This window comes from Pseudomaricurvus sp. HS19, from assembly GCF_009857815.1.
Taxonomy (GTDB): Bacteria; Pseudomonadota; Gammaproteobacteria; order Pseudomonadales; family Cellvibrionaceae; genus Pseudomaricurvus.
In genome coordinates this window covers 551980-565370 of sequence record NZ_WVVW01000001.1, presented here as the reverse complement: position 1 = coordinate 565370, position 13391 = coordinate 551980, and the positions used below count along the sequence as shown (strand labels likewise).

Genomic DNA, 13391 nt, shown 5'->3' with positions numbered 1-13391 from the left:
CTGGCAACCCTCAAGCCCGCCGGTAACTACCGGCGGGCTTTTTTTGTGTCCGCAAACCTTGCCCGCCCTGTTTTTTTCCATTTAAAAATAACGGCTTATGGGCTTGCTGCGCCTTAAAAGCCATGTATAATGCGCTCGTTCCGGTGGGCTGGCTGAGTGGTCGAAAGCGGCGGTCTTGAAAACCGTTGACTGTAACAGGTCCTGGGGTTCGAATCCCTAGCCCACCGCCATATCTCGGTAATTTGGAATCCCTGGAGATCGTAATTACCCCCTAAAAAGCCCCGTAAATCGGGGCTTTTTACGTTCTGGCATACACCCGCCTCCAAGCCTTGAAAATTGCCGGAGCTCCCGGAGCGAACCGATGTCGAGAGCCCACAAAGAGTCTCCGGGCCGCGCGCCACAGCAGTTGTCAGGGCGACCGAAACCGCGCCCCACCGCCACCCTCCCCCCAAACACCTGAACTTCCCCTTCTTTTTACTGTCTCCCAGTGTGGCAGAGGCGTTTCAAATCAGGCACTAATCCCTTGTTTTTACAGGGTTAAGCGCAAAGTTTTGAAGCGTTAATTCGCTTGCTTTTGAACCGCTGCTTTGTATGATTGGTCAAAGATTTCGGGATTAACCTGCAACGGAGAAATACCATGCAAGAGATTTATTCACAGGCACAACAGGAAGCTGTTGTCTCCACCAATAAAGTGTTGAAAAACACCTACATGCTGCTCGCCATGACCATGGGCGTCAGTGCGGTCGCCTGTGGTGCCTCCATGACCATTGGCCTGGGTCAGGGTGCCGCCCTGCTCATGAACCTGGTAGCCCTCGCACTGGTCTGGTTTGTACTGCCACGCACGGCCAACTCCGCCTCCGGCATCTACGTTGTTTTCGCGTTTACTGCTCTGCTGGGTGCCTCTCTCGGCCCAACCCTGAACCACTACCTGGCCATGCAGAACGGCTCACAGGTCATCTTCCAGGCGCTGGCCGGTACCGCACTTGTGTTCTTTGGCCTGTCCGGCTACGTCCTCACCACCAAGAAAGATTTCAGCTTCATGGGCGGCTTCCTGATGACCGGCCTGATCGTGGTGGTGCTGGCCGCACTGGGCTTTATGATCGCCGGTTTCTTTGGCGTTAACGTCAGCGGCGTCAGCTTGGCCCTGAGCGCGGCCATTGTGCTGCTGATGTCCGGCTTTATCCTTTACGACACCAGCCGCATCGTGAATGGCGGAGAGACCAACTACGTGATGGCCACCGTGTCTCTCTACCTGAATATCTACAACCTGTTTGTCTCCCTGCTGCACCTGATTGGCGCCGCTGAAGACTGATAACAGCCAAAGCCCCCGCCCGCCGGGGGCTTTTTGTTTTACAGCCCTCCTGATAGTACCCATGCTCTTCTCCCTGCTGGTCTCACGCCCCCCTTCCCCCGATCCCCAATACGATCAGGCCCTGCAATTGGCCACGGCGATCCTCAATGACAAGCACCGGTTGTACCGGGTGTTTTTTGTTGCCAGTGGCGTGAGCACCGCCTGTCCAGGGACTGGATGCACCGGCAGCGCCACCACACAGGCCTGGGTTGAAATACAGCAACAGCACCAACTGGACCTGGTGGTGTGTGTCACGGATTATCAGCAGCGCTACGGCAAGGAGCCCTGCAATAGCGGCTTTACCCTCTCCGGGATGGGACAGCTGGCAGACGCCAGCCACTGTTCCGACCGTTTGATCACCATCCGCTAAGGGACAGCTCCGGTAATGCAGGTTTTATTTCTGCTCGACGACCGCAACGGTGACAGCTGCGACAGCGCACTGAACGGCGCCCTCACCCATGCCCTGATGGGAATCGAGACCGCCATACTGTTTCTGAACCCGCCCACCGCAGAGGGGCTGCGGGATAAGCTGGCCATGTGCCGGGATATGGGAGTACGGTTGACAGCCGTCCACCGGCCGGAGCATCGCAATGAAACCCCAATGGCGTTTGAAGGGATAGAATTACTCGACAGCAACGCCGCCCGTGAGCTCCTGCAAACCGCCCGCCACTGCCTGAGCCCATGAATATGCCATCAGCCACGCTGCACATCATCAGCAGTCGTACCAGCGCGGGGGCGACCCGATGGTGCCTGGAAAACGTCGGGGACCTCGACGCGATTCTGATCACCGATACCAATGACATTGCCAACATCGCCGAGGTGACTTTGCGGGCGCTCGCCAGCACCGACAACGTCTGCTGGCTGGCTGAGACAGGCGCGATGCCGGAAAGCCCGCCCCCCGCCGCGGTTCGGGTCATCGATTATCCGGGGTGGGTAAGGCTCTGCTGCGAGTTTGAAACGGTCATCTCCTGGTAGGCGCAGCTATTCACTGAGGTGGATTATCACCTGACGCTGCTGGGCGCCGTGCCTATGCTCCCAGAGAAAGATCCCCTGCCAGGTGCCCACGCCCATCCAGCACCGGTATCGACAGGCTACAGGCAGTGAGTGCAGCCTTGATATGTGCGGGCATATCATCCGCCCCCTCCAACGTATGGGTATACAAAGGATCGTTTTCCGGCACCAACCGGTTTAACCAGGACTCCAGGTCACGCCGGGCGGATGGGTCGTAATTTTCCTGGATCAACAGACTGGCAGACGTGTGTTGGATGTAGAGGGTGCAGAGCCCCTCGCGGACTCCATGGGCCTCCACCACTGCGCAAACGGCGTCGGTAATGTCGTGCAACCCCTGTCCCCGGGGCCGCGCCTGGATAGTGCGGATCATATTCTAATGACATCCATGAATGGCAATGAAGGGATCTGACCCCTACTCCGGCATCGACAGCGCACGGGCAGACACCAGCACACCATTGTTGTCAGCGTAGATATACTCGCCCGGCCGCAAGGTTACACCACCAAAAGTGACCGCCACATTGTGATCACCAATACCCCGTTTATCAGTTTTAAACGGGTGTGTGTTTAACGCCTGTACCCCCAGGTCCATGCTGCGAATGGCATCCACATCGCGGATGCAGCCATACACGATGACACCCTCCCAGCCATTGGCAACGGCCTTTTCTGCCAGCATATCACCCAGTAATGCCCGCCTGAGCGAGCCACCACCATCAACCACCAATACCTTGCCTGTGCCAGGCTGGCTGACCTGTTCCCTCACCAGGGAGTTGTCCTCAAAACATTTGATCGTGACAATTTCGCCACCAAAACTGCTGCGGCCGCCATAGCTGCGGAACATCGGCTCCAGCGCCTGGACGTCGTCGGGATAGGCATCACTCAAATCCGGAGTGCAATAGGTCATCTCGGGTCCCTTTCGTAAGGTCGTTAGTCTATAGGTCGATAGATAGGCAGACGCGGTCACCAGACCGCTCTACGCGCAGGGAAAGGCAGGAGAACGTATAAATCAATAAGGGCGGCCGCTGTCCCCATCAGGAACATCAATACCGATGGTATTGCCCTCGTAGACCGGCCGGTACACTTGCAGCGCCTGCATACAGCCTGAGACCCTGGGCTCACCGCTGTCGAGGCTGAATTCAAGACCATGTAACGGACAACGCAGGTAACCCTGGGTTACCGTGCCATTGTGCAGGGGGGCATTCATATGCGTACATTGGTTGGAGACGATGTGAACCCGGCCTTCTTCCTGTAACAGCAGCAACTCGCCACGTCCGAGCCGAATCACCTTCCGGTAACCGTCATGCAAACGGTGCAACTTCTCCAGCGGCTGAAATGCCATCCCCCATCTCCTGCCCGTAATCCTGATTCATCCAGCCATCCAGCAATGCCGGCAAGCTGCGTAATGGGTCTCCCCCGCCGGATCTGCCGGACATCACGGCATCAAGGCTTTCGCCGGTCACATCCAGCACACTTAAATTGCCTTGCTGAAGCAAATTGCGCAAGCCCCTCTCACTCCAGTCACGGGTTTTATCTACGCTGATCCAGGCTAACGGCACAGAGGCTTTACGCAGCTGGTACCAAAGGTCAATACCCATGGCAGCCCCCCGGCGGGATAGCTTGCGGCTCTCAACAATCAGGTTTTTGATCAGGGCACAGGACTCCATTTCCGGCCCTGCCAGCTCGTCGCGACACTTCCTGCCCGCTACCAGCGAAGTCAGGCCCGGCAGGCGCGACCACCCGGCGCAGCCAAACGGGTCGCCGCTGCCAATCAGGGAGGCGACGGGAAGATCCAGCAGTGCGCCTGCACCCTGACTCATCAAAAGAGCGCCACCTCCGATACCCTTACCCAGCCAGTGGACCGGGCGCTCACCTGTCATCTCGGCAACAAAGCGGGTGACAGCCGGAATGTCATAACGGGCGGTATCGGCAAGCGTATCGGTATCAAAATCCGTGTTAACGGCGGAAAGCCCATGGCCGCGCATCTCCATCAACCAGACATCAATGCCCGCGCTGACCAGCTGCCGGCTCACACTCTGTTCGGCACCGCGCCAAAAGGCGTTTCGATTCTGGTATTGACCGTGCAGCAGAATCAACACCGGCCGGTTTCTGAGGATCGCAGCCGGTACATTCAGTGGAGACAAGTGAGTCACTGCCAGCTCCACTGATTTATCATCACTGTTGTTGGGCTTGAGCAGATAAACATCTTCAGCCAGCCCGTCACTTTGCTCGGCAACCATTAACCGCACCGGAAAATAACGACTGCTGCTTTTCACTGCTTTCTCCCGAACCATGCATTACAAAGCTCATTATAATTCAGCGCCGCAAGCCTTCCACAAATTCTCTCGTGCAATTGAAAATTCTGCATCCCGGCCTGTCGCAGCAAACGTGGAAATAGAAGGACGTAACTTCTACAATGCGCCCTCCAGCCCCTCATCATGGAACGCCGTTGAACGCCTCCAGCAGCACGACTATTGACCTGCAACCACTGCCCTATGTCGAGGACGCCAGCGACTACTATCGCCGCATTCGCACCCTCCCGTGGCCGGTGTGGCTCGACAGTGGCAGCGCAACCCGTTCCGCTCACAGCAATCGCTACGACATTCTCAGCGCTGCCCCCTGCAGCCGGATTTTCTGCAGCAGCGACGGCGACTGTTACAGCCTCGATCGCGCCGGCGAGCGCACACAACATGCTGATGTGTGGCAGGCACTGGAACAGTTGTTGCCCAGTGAAGCTGTACAGCTTCCCGACACACCCTTTTGTGGCGGTGCACTGGGTTTTATCGGCTATGACTGTGGCAAGGAACAACAGCGGCTCCCCCGGCAGATAGCTGACGATGCTCAATTGCCACTGGCCCAGCTGGGTATCTATCGCTGGGCCATCATCCAGGATCATCACCAGCAACGCAGCTGGCTGCTGCTGCGGGACGACACTCCGGAGGTACTGCGGCGCCTGCTGCAGGAGTTGTTGCTGCAACCACAACAAGCAGACTCCCCCGCCACATTTTCCTGCGACGCCTTTACCCCCGATATGAGCGCCGGGCATTACCACGACTGCATCGAACGCATTCAGGAGTACATCCAGGCCGGCGACTGCTATCAGGTGAATTTCGCGCAACGCTTCCATGCCCACTATTCCGGCGACACCTTCACGGCCTACCAGCAGCTGCGCCAGGCTCTGCCCTCGCCGTTCAGCTGCTACTTTGAAACCGATGAGATCGCCCTTCTGAGCATCTCGCCCGAACGTTTCATTCGCTGCCACCAGAACCATGTCATGACGCAGCCCATCAAGGGCACCATTCGCCGTGGCGCTGACCCGCAGGAGGATGCAGGGCTAGCCCGACAACTGCTTAACAGCAGCAAGGATCAGGCCGAAAACCTGATGATCGTCGACCTGCTGCGCAATGACCTCAGCAAAGTGTGTACGGCACACAGCGTTTCCACACCGCAGCTTTTCGCACTGGAGAGTTACGCCAATGTGCATCATCTGGTCAGCACGGTCACAGGAACCTTGCGAGCGGACATGACGGCTGTGGACCTGCTCGCCGCCAGCTTTCCCGGTGGCTCTATCACCGGGGCCCCAAAAATCAGGGCTATGGAGATTATCGAAGAGCTGGAAAGCCGTCGCCGCGGCGCCTACTGCGGCGCCATCGGTTATCTGGGCTTTGACGGTAAAATGGACACCAATATTGCCATTCGTACTGCCGTCGCCAGCGGAGGCCAGCTCTATGTATGGGGCGGGGGCGGTATCGTCGCCGACTCGGACCCGACACAGGAGTATCAGGAAAGCCTCACCAAAGTGCGGCTGATTATGGACACCCTGGAGCAGTGCGGGGCTCGACCTGCCTGAGCGCTGCGGAATTTACAAAACCTGCAGCCACAAAAAAGCCCGCTCGTGCGGGCTTTTTTGTGGATAACCGGGCGCTGTTTAAAGCGTCAGGTCACGCACGCTGGCCTTGATAAACTCTTTTTTGAGGTCTTCATAGGTGTGCACCGCAGGAAACTGCGGGAATTCGCGGATCACATTCTCCGGCGCGTGGAACAGGATACCGGCGTCGGCCTCAGCCAGCATGGTGGTATCGTTGTAGGAATCACCGGCGGCGATGGTGCGATAATAGATCGACTTCAGGGCCACAATGGACTGGCGCTTGGGGTTAGCCTGGCGGATGTTGTAGTCGGTCACACGGCCAGTCGCGTCCACAGTCAGGTTGTGGCACAACAGGGTCGGGTAACCCAGCTGCTTCATCAGCGGACCGGCAAACTCATAGAAGGTGTCTGACAGGATGATGACCTGGAAACGCTCTCTGAGCCAGTTTACAAAGTCAGCGGCGCCCTCCAGGGGGCTCAGGGTGGAAATAACCTCCTGAATTTCATTCAGGCCCAGCTTGTGCTTGTCCAGCTCCGCCAGACGCATGGTCATCAGCTCATCGTAATCCGGGATGTCACGGGTGGTCGCGCGCAGAGCCTCAATTCCGGTTTTCTCCGCAAACGCGATCCAGATTTCCGGGATCAGTACCCCTTCCAGGTCCAAACATGCCAGTTCCACACTACTCTCCTACGCTATTCCAGGCACCATCGGGCTGGCACAGAAAGACACTGCGCCAATCAAAGGGAGGCAATCTACCCTTTAACGACGGCTCTGGCAATTTGAGTTTGAGAACCACACCCAAGACCAGTAACCACAACCAATAAATAACATTAGATTTAACCTGTAACATATTGTTTTTACCAGATATCAGCATATTTTCCTTGATCTCAAATATCACCGCCCACCCGGAAATCACAGAGACGAACGGATCACACCGGCCAATCGTAATTCCGGGCAACCGCGGGCGACGAAAAGCCCGATCCTATAAGCAGTACATGTTTGGTTATAAGGCTATCACCGTTGATTATTTTTAAGATTGATCAGCCTTTGTTATGCTGCGCGGCCATTTACCGCTCCTCTTTCCGTATTAGCCGCCGGCCCACGTGCCGGCCCCCTGACAGCAGGATAAGATCATGTCGCAACTCTTGGATCTGGTTGACCTGGACAACGCACTCCAGCAACAGTCACCACAGGAAATTCTGGAATTTGCCATCAAGCAGCATGGCAACATCGCCATATCCTTCAGCGGCGCGGAAGATGTAGTGCTGGTCGACATGGCCCACAAGATTGATCCGGATATTGAGGTATTTTGTCTCGATACCGGTCGCCTGCATGCCGAGACTTACCAGTTCATCGAAACTGTACGTAATCACTACAACATCTACATCGATGTCGTCAGCCCCGATGGCCAGGCGGTGCGCGAGCTGGTGCAGGAGAAAGGCCTGTTCAGCTTCTATCAGGACAACCACCAGGAGTGCTGCGGTATCCGCAAGATCGCGCCACTGCGCACCAAGCTGCACGAGCTGGAGGCCTGGATTACCGGCCAGCGCCGCGACCAGAGCCCTGGGACCCGCGCCCAGATCCCTGTCATTCAGGATGACCGCGTCTTTGCCCGCCCCAACGGCAGCCTGACCAAATACAATCCACTGGCGAACTGGACCTCGCAGCAGGTATGGGACTATATCCGCAGCAACGACGTCCCTTATAATGCCCTGCACGATCGCGGCTTCGTTTCCATCGGCTGCGAGCCCTGCACACGCCCCATTGGCCCAGGCCAGCACGAGCGTGAGGGCCGCTGGTGGTGGGAAGAGGCAACCAAGAAAGAGTGCGGGCTGCACAGTACCAACATCAAGTCCTGAGCGCACCGCAGCAGTATTAAGGAACTGACACAGTGAAGATCACCCTGGTAAAGAAAATTCTCGCCGACGGCAGCCCCTGTAAAAAGTGCGGTGACGTTCTGGAAAAGCTGGAAAGCAGCGGCCAGATGCAATACATCGACGAGATTGTGGTAGCCGATGAGGGTGATCTCAACAGCGCCGGCATGGAGTTGGCACGCCGCTATGACGTTAGCCGGGCGCCGTTCTTTGTGGTTGAAGAGGACGATCAGGAGCCGCGCATCTACACGGTGTATTTCAAGTTCGTCAAGGAAGTGCTGGACCAGAAAACCAGTGAGAGGGAAGAACTGAAAGAGATTATGAACGACAACCCGGACCTGGACTTCCTCTGATACCTCCGCGGCCAGGCTGCAGCCATCACACCAGTGATGGCTCAACCCTTCTTTTACAGCTTTCCTATTAGCACCTGCAATTTAGCGCCTGCAACGCCGGGCACACCATCCCTGCCATTGCGGCGACAGCTTACCCCAATTTACCCCAATTCAGTCAGCCCGAGCCGAGCCGGGGCTATACCACCCGCCTCAGGTTGCGGGCAGTTCAATATTGGCAAACAGCTCTTCCACCTCCACACGGGAAGAACAGCTGTAGGCTTCAGTGACAATATCGCGGCTCAGGTGTGGCGCGAACAGCTCAATGAACTCATACATGTAGCCCCGCAGGAAGGTACCACGTCGGAAGCCGATTTTGGTCACACTGGACTGGAACAGGTGGCTGGCATCAATGGCCACCAGATCATCATCCAGCTCTTCGTTGTAGGCCATGCGGGCAATGATGCCCACGCCCAGGCCCAGACGCACATAGGTTTTGATGACGTCAGCATCGGCGGCTGTGAACACCACCTTCGGCGCCAGTCCCCGCTCAATAAAGGCCTCATCCAGCTTGGAACGCCCGGTGAAGCCAAAAACGTATGTCACCAGCGGGTGTTTGGCCACATCTTCCAGGGTAAGGCGTGAGATCTGGCAAAGCGGATGGTCCTTGGGAACCACAATGCAACGGTTCCAGCGGTAGCAAGGCATCATCACCAGATCGCTGAAGAGTTCCAGCGCCTCGGTGGCGATAGCGAAATCCACGGTGCCGTCGGCAGCCATTTCCGAAATCTGCATCGGGGTACCCTGATGCATGTGCAGGGAAACCTCGGGGTAGCGCTCAATAAAGGTCTTGATCACCGGGGGCAAGGCGTAACGTGCCTGGGTATGAGTGGTAGCGAGGGAGAGGCTGCCCTTCTTCTCGTTGCTGAACTCCTGGGCCACCTGCTTGATACTGTCGACCTTGCGCAGGATCTCACCGGCCGTTTTGAGGATGGCCTCACCGGCGGGTGTTATACGGGTCAGGTGTTTGCCACTGCGGGAGAAGATCTCAACGCCCAGTTCGTCTTCCAGCAAGCGGATCTGCTTACTGATCCCCGGTTGCGAGGTATAGAGGCTTTGGGCGGTAGCCGATACGTTCAGATCGTGGTGTGCAACTTCCCAGATATACCGCAGTTGCTGCAGCTTCATAAGCCCTCCAGATGGCCTGACACGTTAGTCGATTATAAAAATATACCGAGCTATTCTTTTGAAGAATAGATGGAATCGCTCCGGTTTGCCAAGTATTTAACACACTTTCACATAGTTCCAGGGCGCAACTATAACTCACGCCTATATAGAGCCGCTGCAACAGTGCTCACTAAACGCTCAACGGGTCACCAGGCAAGCCAGCCGGAACGGTAGATGCTCAATATAAATCAGTTAGTTATTGTATTTTCGCAAGCCGAAACCAAGGGTACGTGAGCCCTACTCCCGGGACTGCAGCAGGGGCTCGTTAGCAATACCGTGTGGAACATGACCTGTAGCGACATGGCTTCTCGCGGACTCGCAATGGGACTGCTGGTCGTCAAAGAATACGTCCGCCCCATAGGCTTTCAGAAACGCCCCCTTCTCCAGCCCCCCAAGAAACAGTGACTCATCAATGCGGATATCCCAATCCCGCAGGGTGCGGATTACCCTCTCGTGGGCCGGCGCCGATCGGGCCGTCACCAGTGCGGTACGAATGGGTGAGGCATCTTCGCCGAACTCCTTCTGCAACCCTTGCAAAGCCGCCAGAAACTGCTTGAAAGGCCCTCCCATCAGGGGGTTGTGCGCTTCGGCCTTCTCCTTTTCGGTAAAGGCTTCCAGCCCTTTCTGCTTGAACACGCGCTCGGACTCGTCGGAGAACAGCACCGCATCGCCATCGAAGGCAAATCGCAGCTGATCCCCGTGTTCGGATTTCTGGCTGGAGGCAATCAGGGTGGCTGCAGCGATACCATTATTGAGGGCGTTGCGAACATCGTCGGCATCGGTGGACAGGAACAGATGGCAGCCAAAGGGAGTGACGTATCGGTAGGGACTCTCGCCGCCACAAAAAGCGGCCCTGCTGATGGTCAGGCCGTAGTGCTCTATGGAATTAAAGACCCGTAAACCGGTATCGGCGCTGTTGCGGGAGAGCAGAATCACCTCTACCCGGGGCTCCCCCTCCAGCAGCTGGTTGAGTCGCAGCAACTTTTTAACAATATTGAACGCATCCCCAGGCGCGAGCACATCGTTTTCGTGAGCGATCTGGTAATGGGAATAGGCTTCAAGCCCTTCCTGTTCATAGACGTGGTGACTGTCACTCATATCAAACAGTGCCCGCGACGATATGGCGATCACCAGTTTGCGGCTGTACACGGCCGGCATAACTTCCCCTTATGAATCCTGTTTACACCTGCAGCACAATTGAGCCTGAGGTCTCACGCGCCTGCAGGCGGCGCTGGGCTTCGGGCGCCTCTGCCAGCGGCAGGCGCAGGCCAATGGCTGGCTTCACCACCCCTTGACCCAATACGTCAAACAACAAGCCTGAGAGATAATCCAACTCCTCCCTGGAAGCCACAAAGTCTGCCAGCCCGGGGCGGGTCATTACCAGTGAACCGCGCTTCTGCAATTCCAGAGGCGCTATCGGCGGAACCGGCCCACTGGCATTGCCGTAGGTTACATACCACCCACGACGTGCCAGCGAATCCAGTGAAGCCTCCCAGGTAGACGCTCCGACAGAATCCAGCGCCATGCGCACGCCCTGCCCCCCGGTAAGCGCCCTCACCTGCTCCGCCAGCCCGTCCGGACCGCCAACAATGGCGTGGGTGGCCCCGGCAGAGCGGGCCTGCTCAGCCTTGGCTTCCGTACTGACGACAGCAATGACCGTCAGGCCCTTGTGGGCAGCCCACTGACACAACAGCTGCCCGACACCGCCGGCCGCCGCATGCACAAGAATGGCATCACCCGCTTGCAGTGGCGCCATGGAGTGCAACAGGAACGCCGCCGTTAAACCCTTCAGCAATACTCCAGCTGCGGACTCCTCATCAATCGCATCCGGCAGCCTCACAATCCTGGAGGCGTCCACCAGATGCGCTTCGGCATAGGCTCCGGGAGTGCACATGCAATAGGCCACCCTGTCACCCGCTCTGAACTCCGTCACTTCGCTGCCGACCGCCTCTACCACACCAGCGCCCTCGACCCCCAATCCACTGGGCAGCGCCATAGGGTACAGACCCTCACGGTGATAGATATCAATAAAATTGACTCCCACTGCACGATTGCGAACCAGCACCTGCCGCCCTGCAGGGGCAGGCAGTGTTATCGCCCCCCACTGCAACACCTCCGGACCGCCGTGATCGTGTAGCCTGAAACCCTGAATCTCCGTGCCTTTCATCGCCGCTCCTCCGAGCCAATGCAGCTTAAAACCTTTTCGCCAAACCAGCCCGCGAACACTCAGAATGCAAACTGCTCACGCTGCGCAAAGGTGCCAAAAATACCACCGGTGTGGACAAACACCACATCGCGGGCATCCGGCCACTCACCACGCTCCAGTGTTTGCCAGAGCCCATAGAAGGCCTTACCGGTATAGACCGGATCCAGCACTATGCCCTCATTCGCCGCCAGCCAGCGGATCAGATCAAAAACCCCGGCATCGGCACGGGCATAGCCGGGGCCAATAAAGCGATCATCAACGCTGACCGGCACCGCCTCAACATCCACCTCAGCCACACCCTCGCAGATACCGCCAAAGCGCTGCTGCCACTCCCGCATATCCGCCCTGACCTTGTTCTGAAAGTAGGCCTCATTATCACAAACCGCAAAGCCAACCACCTTTGCCTGCCAGCCTTTGAGCCAGGCACCGAGACTCAATCCCGCCTGGGTGCCCCCCGAACCGGTTGCCGAAACAATGTGGGACGGTTCGATACCGGCAGCCGCAAAGTCATTGGCCAACTCGTCAACTGCACCGAGATAGCCCCAGATACCGATACCATCACTGGCTCCGGTTGGAATGACAAAGGGCGACAGGCCTTCCGCCTCCAGCGACCGGGCCGCGTCCTGTAACAGCCCCTGCAGGTTCGAGCGGTATTCCGCCAGGGGAAAGGTGGTTACTTCGGCGCCAGCCAGATAATCGAGAAACAGATTACCATCCGCCGTGCCGGCACCCTCCTCGCCCCTCAATACCAGCCGCACCCGCAACCCCAGCCGGGCGCCGGCCAGTGCAGTGGCCCGGCAATGATTGGATTGCAGCCCGCCACAAGTCACCAGCGCATCGCAGCCCTGAGCCCGGGCCTGGGCGAGGCAAAACTCCAGCTTACGCACCTTGTTACCAGTAAGGGCGGAGCCTGTAAGGTCATCCCGCTTAACCCACACTCGCACCCCAAGGGCCTCGGACACACGGGGCAACAGATGCAGGGGCGTAGGGGTATGGGCCAGGGGAATACGGGGAGGAAATCCCAGGGTGGGCATAGCTTATCCTTTTGGCTCCAGGTTCAGCACTGCCGCCAACCGGCGGCGACAGAATGGCGGGCAGAAAAAAGGCAGCCTCAGCTGCCTTTTAACTATAACGTAACTGCTGCGAGCCATTAAATGGACTTAATGGTTCCCTTAGGCAGTACAGCGTGAACCGCCACTTTCTGGAATTTCAACTCGACGTTGGTGCCGGTTTCAATAACCAGGTAATTTTCGTCTACCTTCAGCACCTTGCCAAGCAGGCCACTGTTCATAACGACTTCGTCGCCCTTGCCCAGGTTACCAACCAGCTCCTGATGCTCTTTTTGACGCTTGCGCTGGGGGCGAATCATAAAGAAGTACATAAAGACAAACAGACCGCCAAACATGATCAGGGTGATCATGGGGTTGCCCTGGGGGCCCTGGGCTTCAGCTTGTGCCATGGCGGCAGGAATAAAGAATTCCATTAAGGTTCCTCACTGCAAAGTAGAGTTTCACAAAAGGGTGAAACTCTA

At 57.3% G+C, this 13391-nt stretch carries 16 protein-coding genes, 1 tRNA gene and 1 pseudogene; 8 read left to right on the top strand and 10 right to left on the bottom strand.

What is annotated here, in order from left to right; all coding sequences use genetic code 11:
• Positions 1-142 precede the first annotated feature (142 nt).
• The 5 genes from GSF27_RS02430 (at position 143) to GSF27_RS02410 (ending at position 2326) form a co-directional block, all read left to right on the top strand.
• Positions 143-230: transfer RNA gene (locus GSF27_RS02430), tRNA-Ser, on the top strand.
• Between the two features lie 407 nt (positions 231-637).
• Positions 638-1312, top strand: coding sequence for a Bax inhibitor-1/YccA family protein (locus tag GSF27_RS02425; RefSeq protein ID WP_160965353.1), 675 nt, complete (start codon positions 638-640; stop codon positions 1310-1312).
• 61 nt (positions 1313-1373) lie between these two features.
• The gene (locus GSF27_RS02420; RefSeq protein WP_160965351.1) at positions 1374-1721 is read left to right on the top strand and encodes a DsrE family protein; all 348 of its coding nucleotides are present in this window, start codon (positions 1374-1376) and stop codon (positions 1719-1721) included.
• A gap of 15 nt (positions 1722-1736) precedes the next feature.
• Complete coding sequence (locus GSF27_RS02415) at positions 1737-2036, top strand: hypothetical protein (RefSeq protein WP_160965349.1); 300 nt, start codon at positions 1737-1739, stop codon at positions 2034-2036.
• Positions 2033-2326, top strand: coding sequence for a hypothetical protein (locus GSF27_RS02410; protein ID WP_160965347.1), 294 nt, complete (start codon positions 2033-2035; stop codon positions 2324-2326). The genes GSF27_RS02415 and GSF27_RS02410 overlap by 4 nt, the downstream gene beginning before the upstream one ends.
• A 6-nt stretch (positions 2327-2332) precedes the next feature.
• Here the strand turns inward: GSF27_RS02410 and GSF27_RS02405 are convergent.
• The 4 genes and pseudogenes from GSF27_RS02405 to GSF27_RS02390 all read right to left on the bottom strand — a co-directional run bounded on the left by GSF27_RS02405 (position 2333) and on the right by GSF27_RS02390 (position 4596).
• A pseudogene (locus GSF27_RS02405) lies at positions 2333-2732 on the bottom strand (secondary thiamine-phosphate synthase enzyme YjbQ).
• A gap of 42 nt (positions 2733-2774) precedes the next feature.
• Entirely contained in the window at positions 2775-3263 is a 489-nt protein-coding gene (rraA, locus tag GSF27_RS02400) for a ribonuclease E activity regulator RraA (RefSeq protein WP_160965345.1), read from the bottom strand.
• A gap of 102 nt (positions 3264-3365) precedes the next feature.
• Positions 3366-3698, bottom strand: a complete 333-nt coding sequence (locus GSF27_RS02395) for a Rieske (2Fe-2S) protein (protein ID WP_160965343.1) — start codon at positions 3696-3698, stop codon at positions 3366-3368.
• Positions 3658-4596, bottom strand: a complete 939-nt coding sequence (locus GSF27_RS02390) for a hypothetical protein (RefSeq protein ID WP_160965341.1) — start codon at positions 4594-4596, stop codon at positions 3658-3660. Before GSF27_RS02390 ends, GSF27_RS02395 begins: the two co-directional genes overlap by 41 nt.
• Positions 4597-4805: 209 nt before the next feature.
• On the opposite strand from GSF27_RS02390, the gene pabB reads away from it, so the two are divergent.
• On the top strand, positions 4806-6206 hold the full coding sequence (gene pabB, locus GSF27_RS02385; RefSeq protein WP_237457333.1) for an aminodeoxychorismate synthase component I: 1401 nt from the start codon (positions 4806-4808) through the stop codon (positions 6204-6206).
• A 78-nt stretch (positions 6207-6284) separates the two neighbouring features.
• Here pabB and thrH read toward each other — a convergent pair whose 3' ends face one another.
• Complete coding sequence (gene thrH, locus GSF27_RS02380; protein ID WP_160965337.1) at positions 6285-6902, bottom strand: bifunctional phosphoserine phosphatase/homoserine phosphotransferase ThrH; 618 nt, start codon at positions 6900-6902, stop codon at positions 6285-6287.
• 455 nt (positions 6903-7357) lie between these two features.
• Between thrH and GSF27_RS02375 the strand changes: the two genes are divergently transcribed.
• Together GSF27_RS02375 and GSF27_RS02370 are read left to right on the top strand one after the other, a co-directional pair.
• Positions 7358-8083 (top strand): phosphoadenylyl-sulfate reductase, encoded by a 726-nt coding sequence (locus GSF27_RS02375; RefSeq protein ID WP_160965335.1) that lies wholly within the window; start codon positions 7358-7360, stop codon positions 8081-8083.
• 32 nt (positions 8084-8115) lie between these two features.
• Positions 8116-8451 (top strand): hypothetical protein, encoded by a 336-nt coding sequence (locus GSF27_RS02370; RefSeq protein WP_160965333.1) that lies wholly within the window; start codon positions 8116-8118, stop codon positions 8449-8451.
• Between the two features lie 189 nt (positions 8452-8640).
• Here GSF27_RS02370 and cysB read toward each other — a convergent pair whose 3' ends face one another.
• The 5 genes from cysB to yajC all read right to left on the bottom strand — a co-directional run bounded on the left by cysB (position 8641) and on the right by yajC (position 13343).
• Entirely contained in the window at positions 8641-9615 is a 975-nt protein-coding gene (gene cysB / locus GSF27_RS02365; protein WP_160965331.1) for an HTH-type transcriptional regulator CysB, read from the bottom strand.
• Positions 9616-9891: 276 nt separating this feature from the next.
• Positions 9892-10812 carry a 5'-nucleotidase gene (locus GSF27_RS02360; RefSeq protein ID WP_160965319.1) on the bottom strand — a complete coding sequence of 307 codons (921 nt, stop codon included), beginning with the start codon at positions 10810-10812 and terminating at the stop codon, positions 9892-9894.
• Positions 10813-10834: 22 nt separating this feature from the next.
• Positions 10835-11821 (bottom strand): quinone oxidoreductase, encoded by a 987-nt coding sequence (locus GSF27_RS02355; protein WP_160965317.1) that lies wholly within the window; start codon positions 11819-11821, stop codon positions 10835-10837.
• 59 nt (positions 11822-11880) lie between these two features.
• Positions 11881-12894, bottom strand: coding sequence for a 1-aminocyclopropane-1-carboxylate deaminase/D-cysteine desulfhydrase (locus GSF27_RS02350; RefSeq protein ID WP_160965315.1), 1014 nt, complete (start codon positions 12892-12894; stop codon positions 11881-11883).
• A 116-nt stretch (positions 12895-13010) separates the two neighbouring features.
• Positions 13011-13343, bottom strand: a complete 333-nt coding sequence (gene yajC, locus GSF27_RS02345; protein WP_160965313.1) for a preprotein translocase subunit YajC — start codon at positions 13341-13343, stop codon at positions 13011-13013.
• Positions 13344-13391: the final 48 nt, after the last annotated feature.

What these genes read in the sequence shown, in the direction of transcription:
- GSF27_RS02425 (WP_160965353.1), top strand. Translation starts at nt 638, where the DNA reads ATGCAAGAGATTTATTCACAGGCACAACAGGAAGCTGTTGTCTCCACC.
- GSF27_RS02420 (WP_160965351.1), top strand. Translation starts at nt 1,374, where the DNA reads ATGCTCTTCTCCCTGCTGGTCTCACGCCCCCCTTCCCCCGATCCCCAA.
- GSF27_RS02415 (WP_160965349.1), top strand. Translation starts at nt 1,737, where the DNA reads ATGCAGGTTTTATTTCTGCTCGACGACCGCAACGGTGACAGCTGCGAC.
- GSF27_RS02410 (WP_160965347.1), top strand. Translation starts at nt 2,033, where the DNA reads ATGAATATGCCATCAGCCACGCTGCACATCATCAGCAGTCGTACCAGC.
- rraA (WP_160965345.1), bottom strand. Translation starts at nt 3,263, where the DNA reads ATGACCTATTGCACTCCGGATTTGAGTGATGCCTATCCCGACGACGTC.
- GSF27_RS02395 (WP_160965343.1), bottom strand. Translation starts at nt 3,698, where the DNA reads ATGGCATTTCAGCCGCTGGAGAAGTTGCACCGTTTGCATGACGGTTAC.
- GSF27_RS02390 (WP_160965341.1), bottom strand. Translation starts at nt 4,596, where the DNA reads ATGGTTGCCGAGCAAAGTGACGGGCTGGCTGAAGATGTTTATCTGCTC.
- GSF27_RS02375 (WP_160965335.1), top strand. Translation starts at nt 7,358, where the DNA reads ATGTCGCAACTCTTGGATCTGGTTGACCTGGACAACGCACTCCAGCAA.
- cysB (WP_160965331.1), bottom strand. Translation starts at nt 9,615, where the DNA reads ATGAAGCTGCAGCAACTGCGGTATATCTGGGAAGTTGCACACCACGAT.
- GSF27_RS02360 (WP_160965319.1), bottom strand. Translation starts at nt 10,812, where the DNA reads ATGCCGGCCGTGTACAGCCGCAAACTGGTGATCGCCATATCGTCGCGG.
- GSF27_RS02355 (WP_160965317.1), bottom strand. Translation starts at nt 11,821, where the DNA reads ATGAAAGGCACGGAGATTCAGGGTTTCAGGCTACACGATCACGGCGGT.
- GSF27_RS02350 (WP_160965315.1), bottom strand. Translation starts at nt 12,894, where the DNA reads ATGCCCACCCTGGGATTTCCTCCCCGTATTCCCCTGGCCCATACCCCT.
- yajC (WP_160965313.1), bottom strand. Translation starts at nt 13,343, where the DNA reads ATGGAATTCTTTATTCCTGCCGCCATGGCACAAGCTGAAGCCCAGGGC.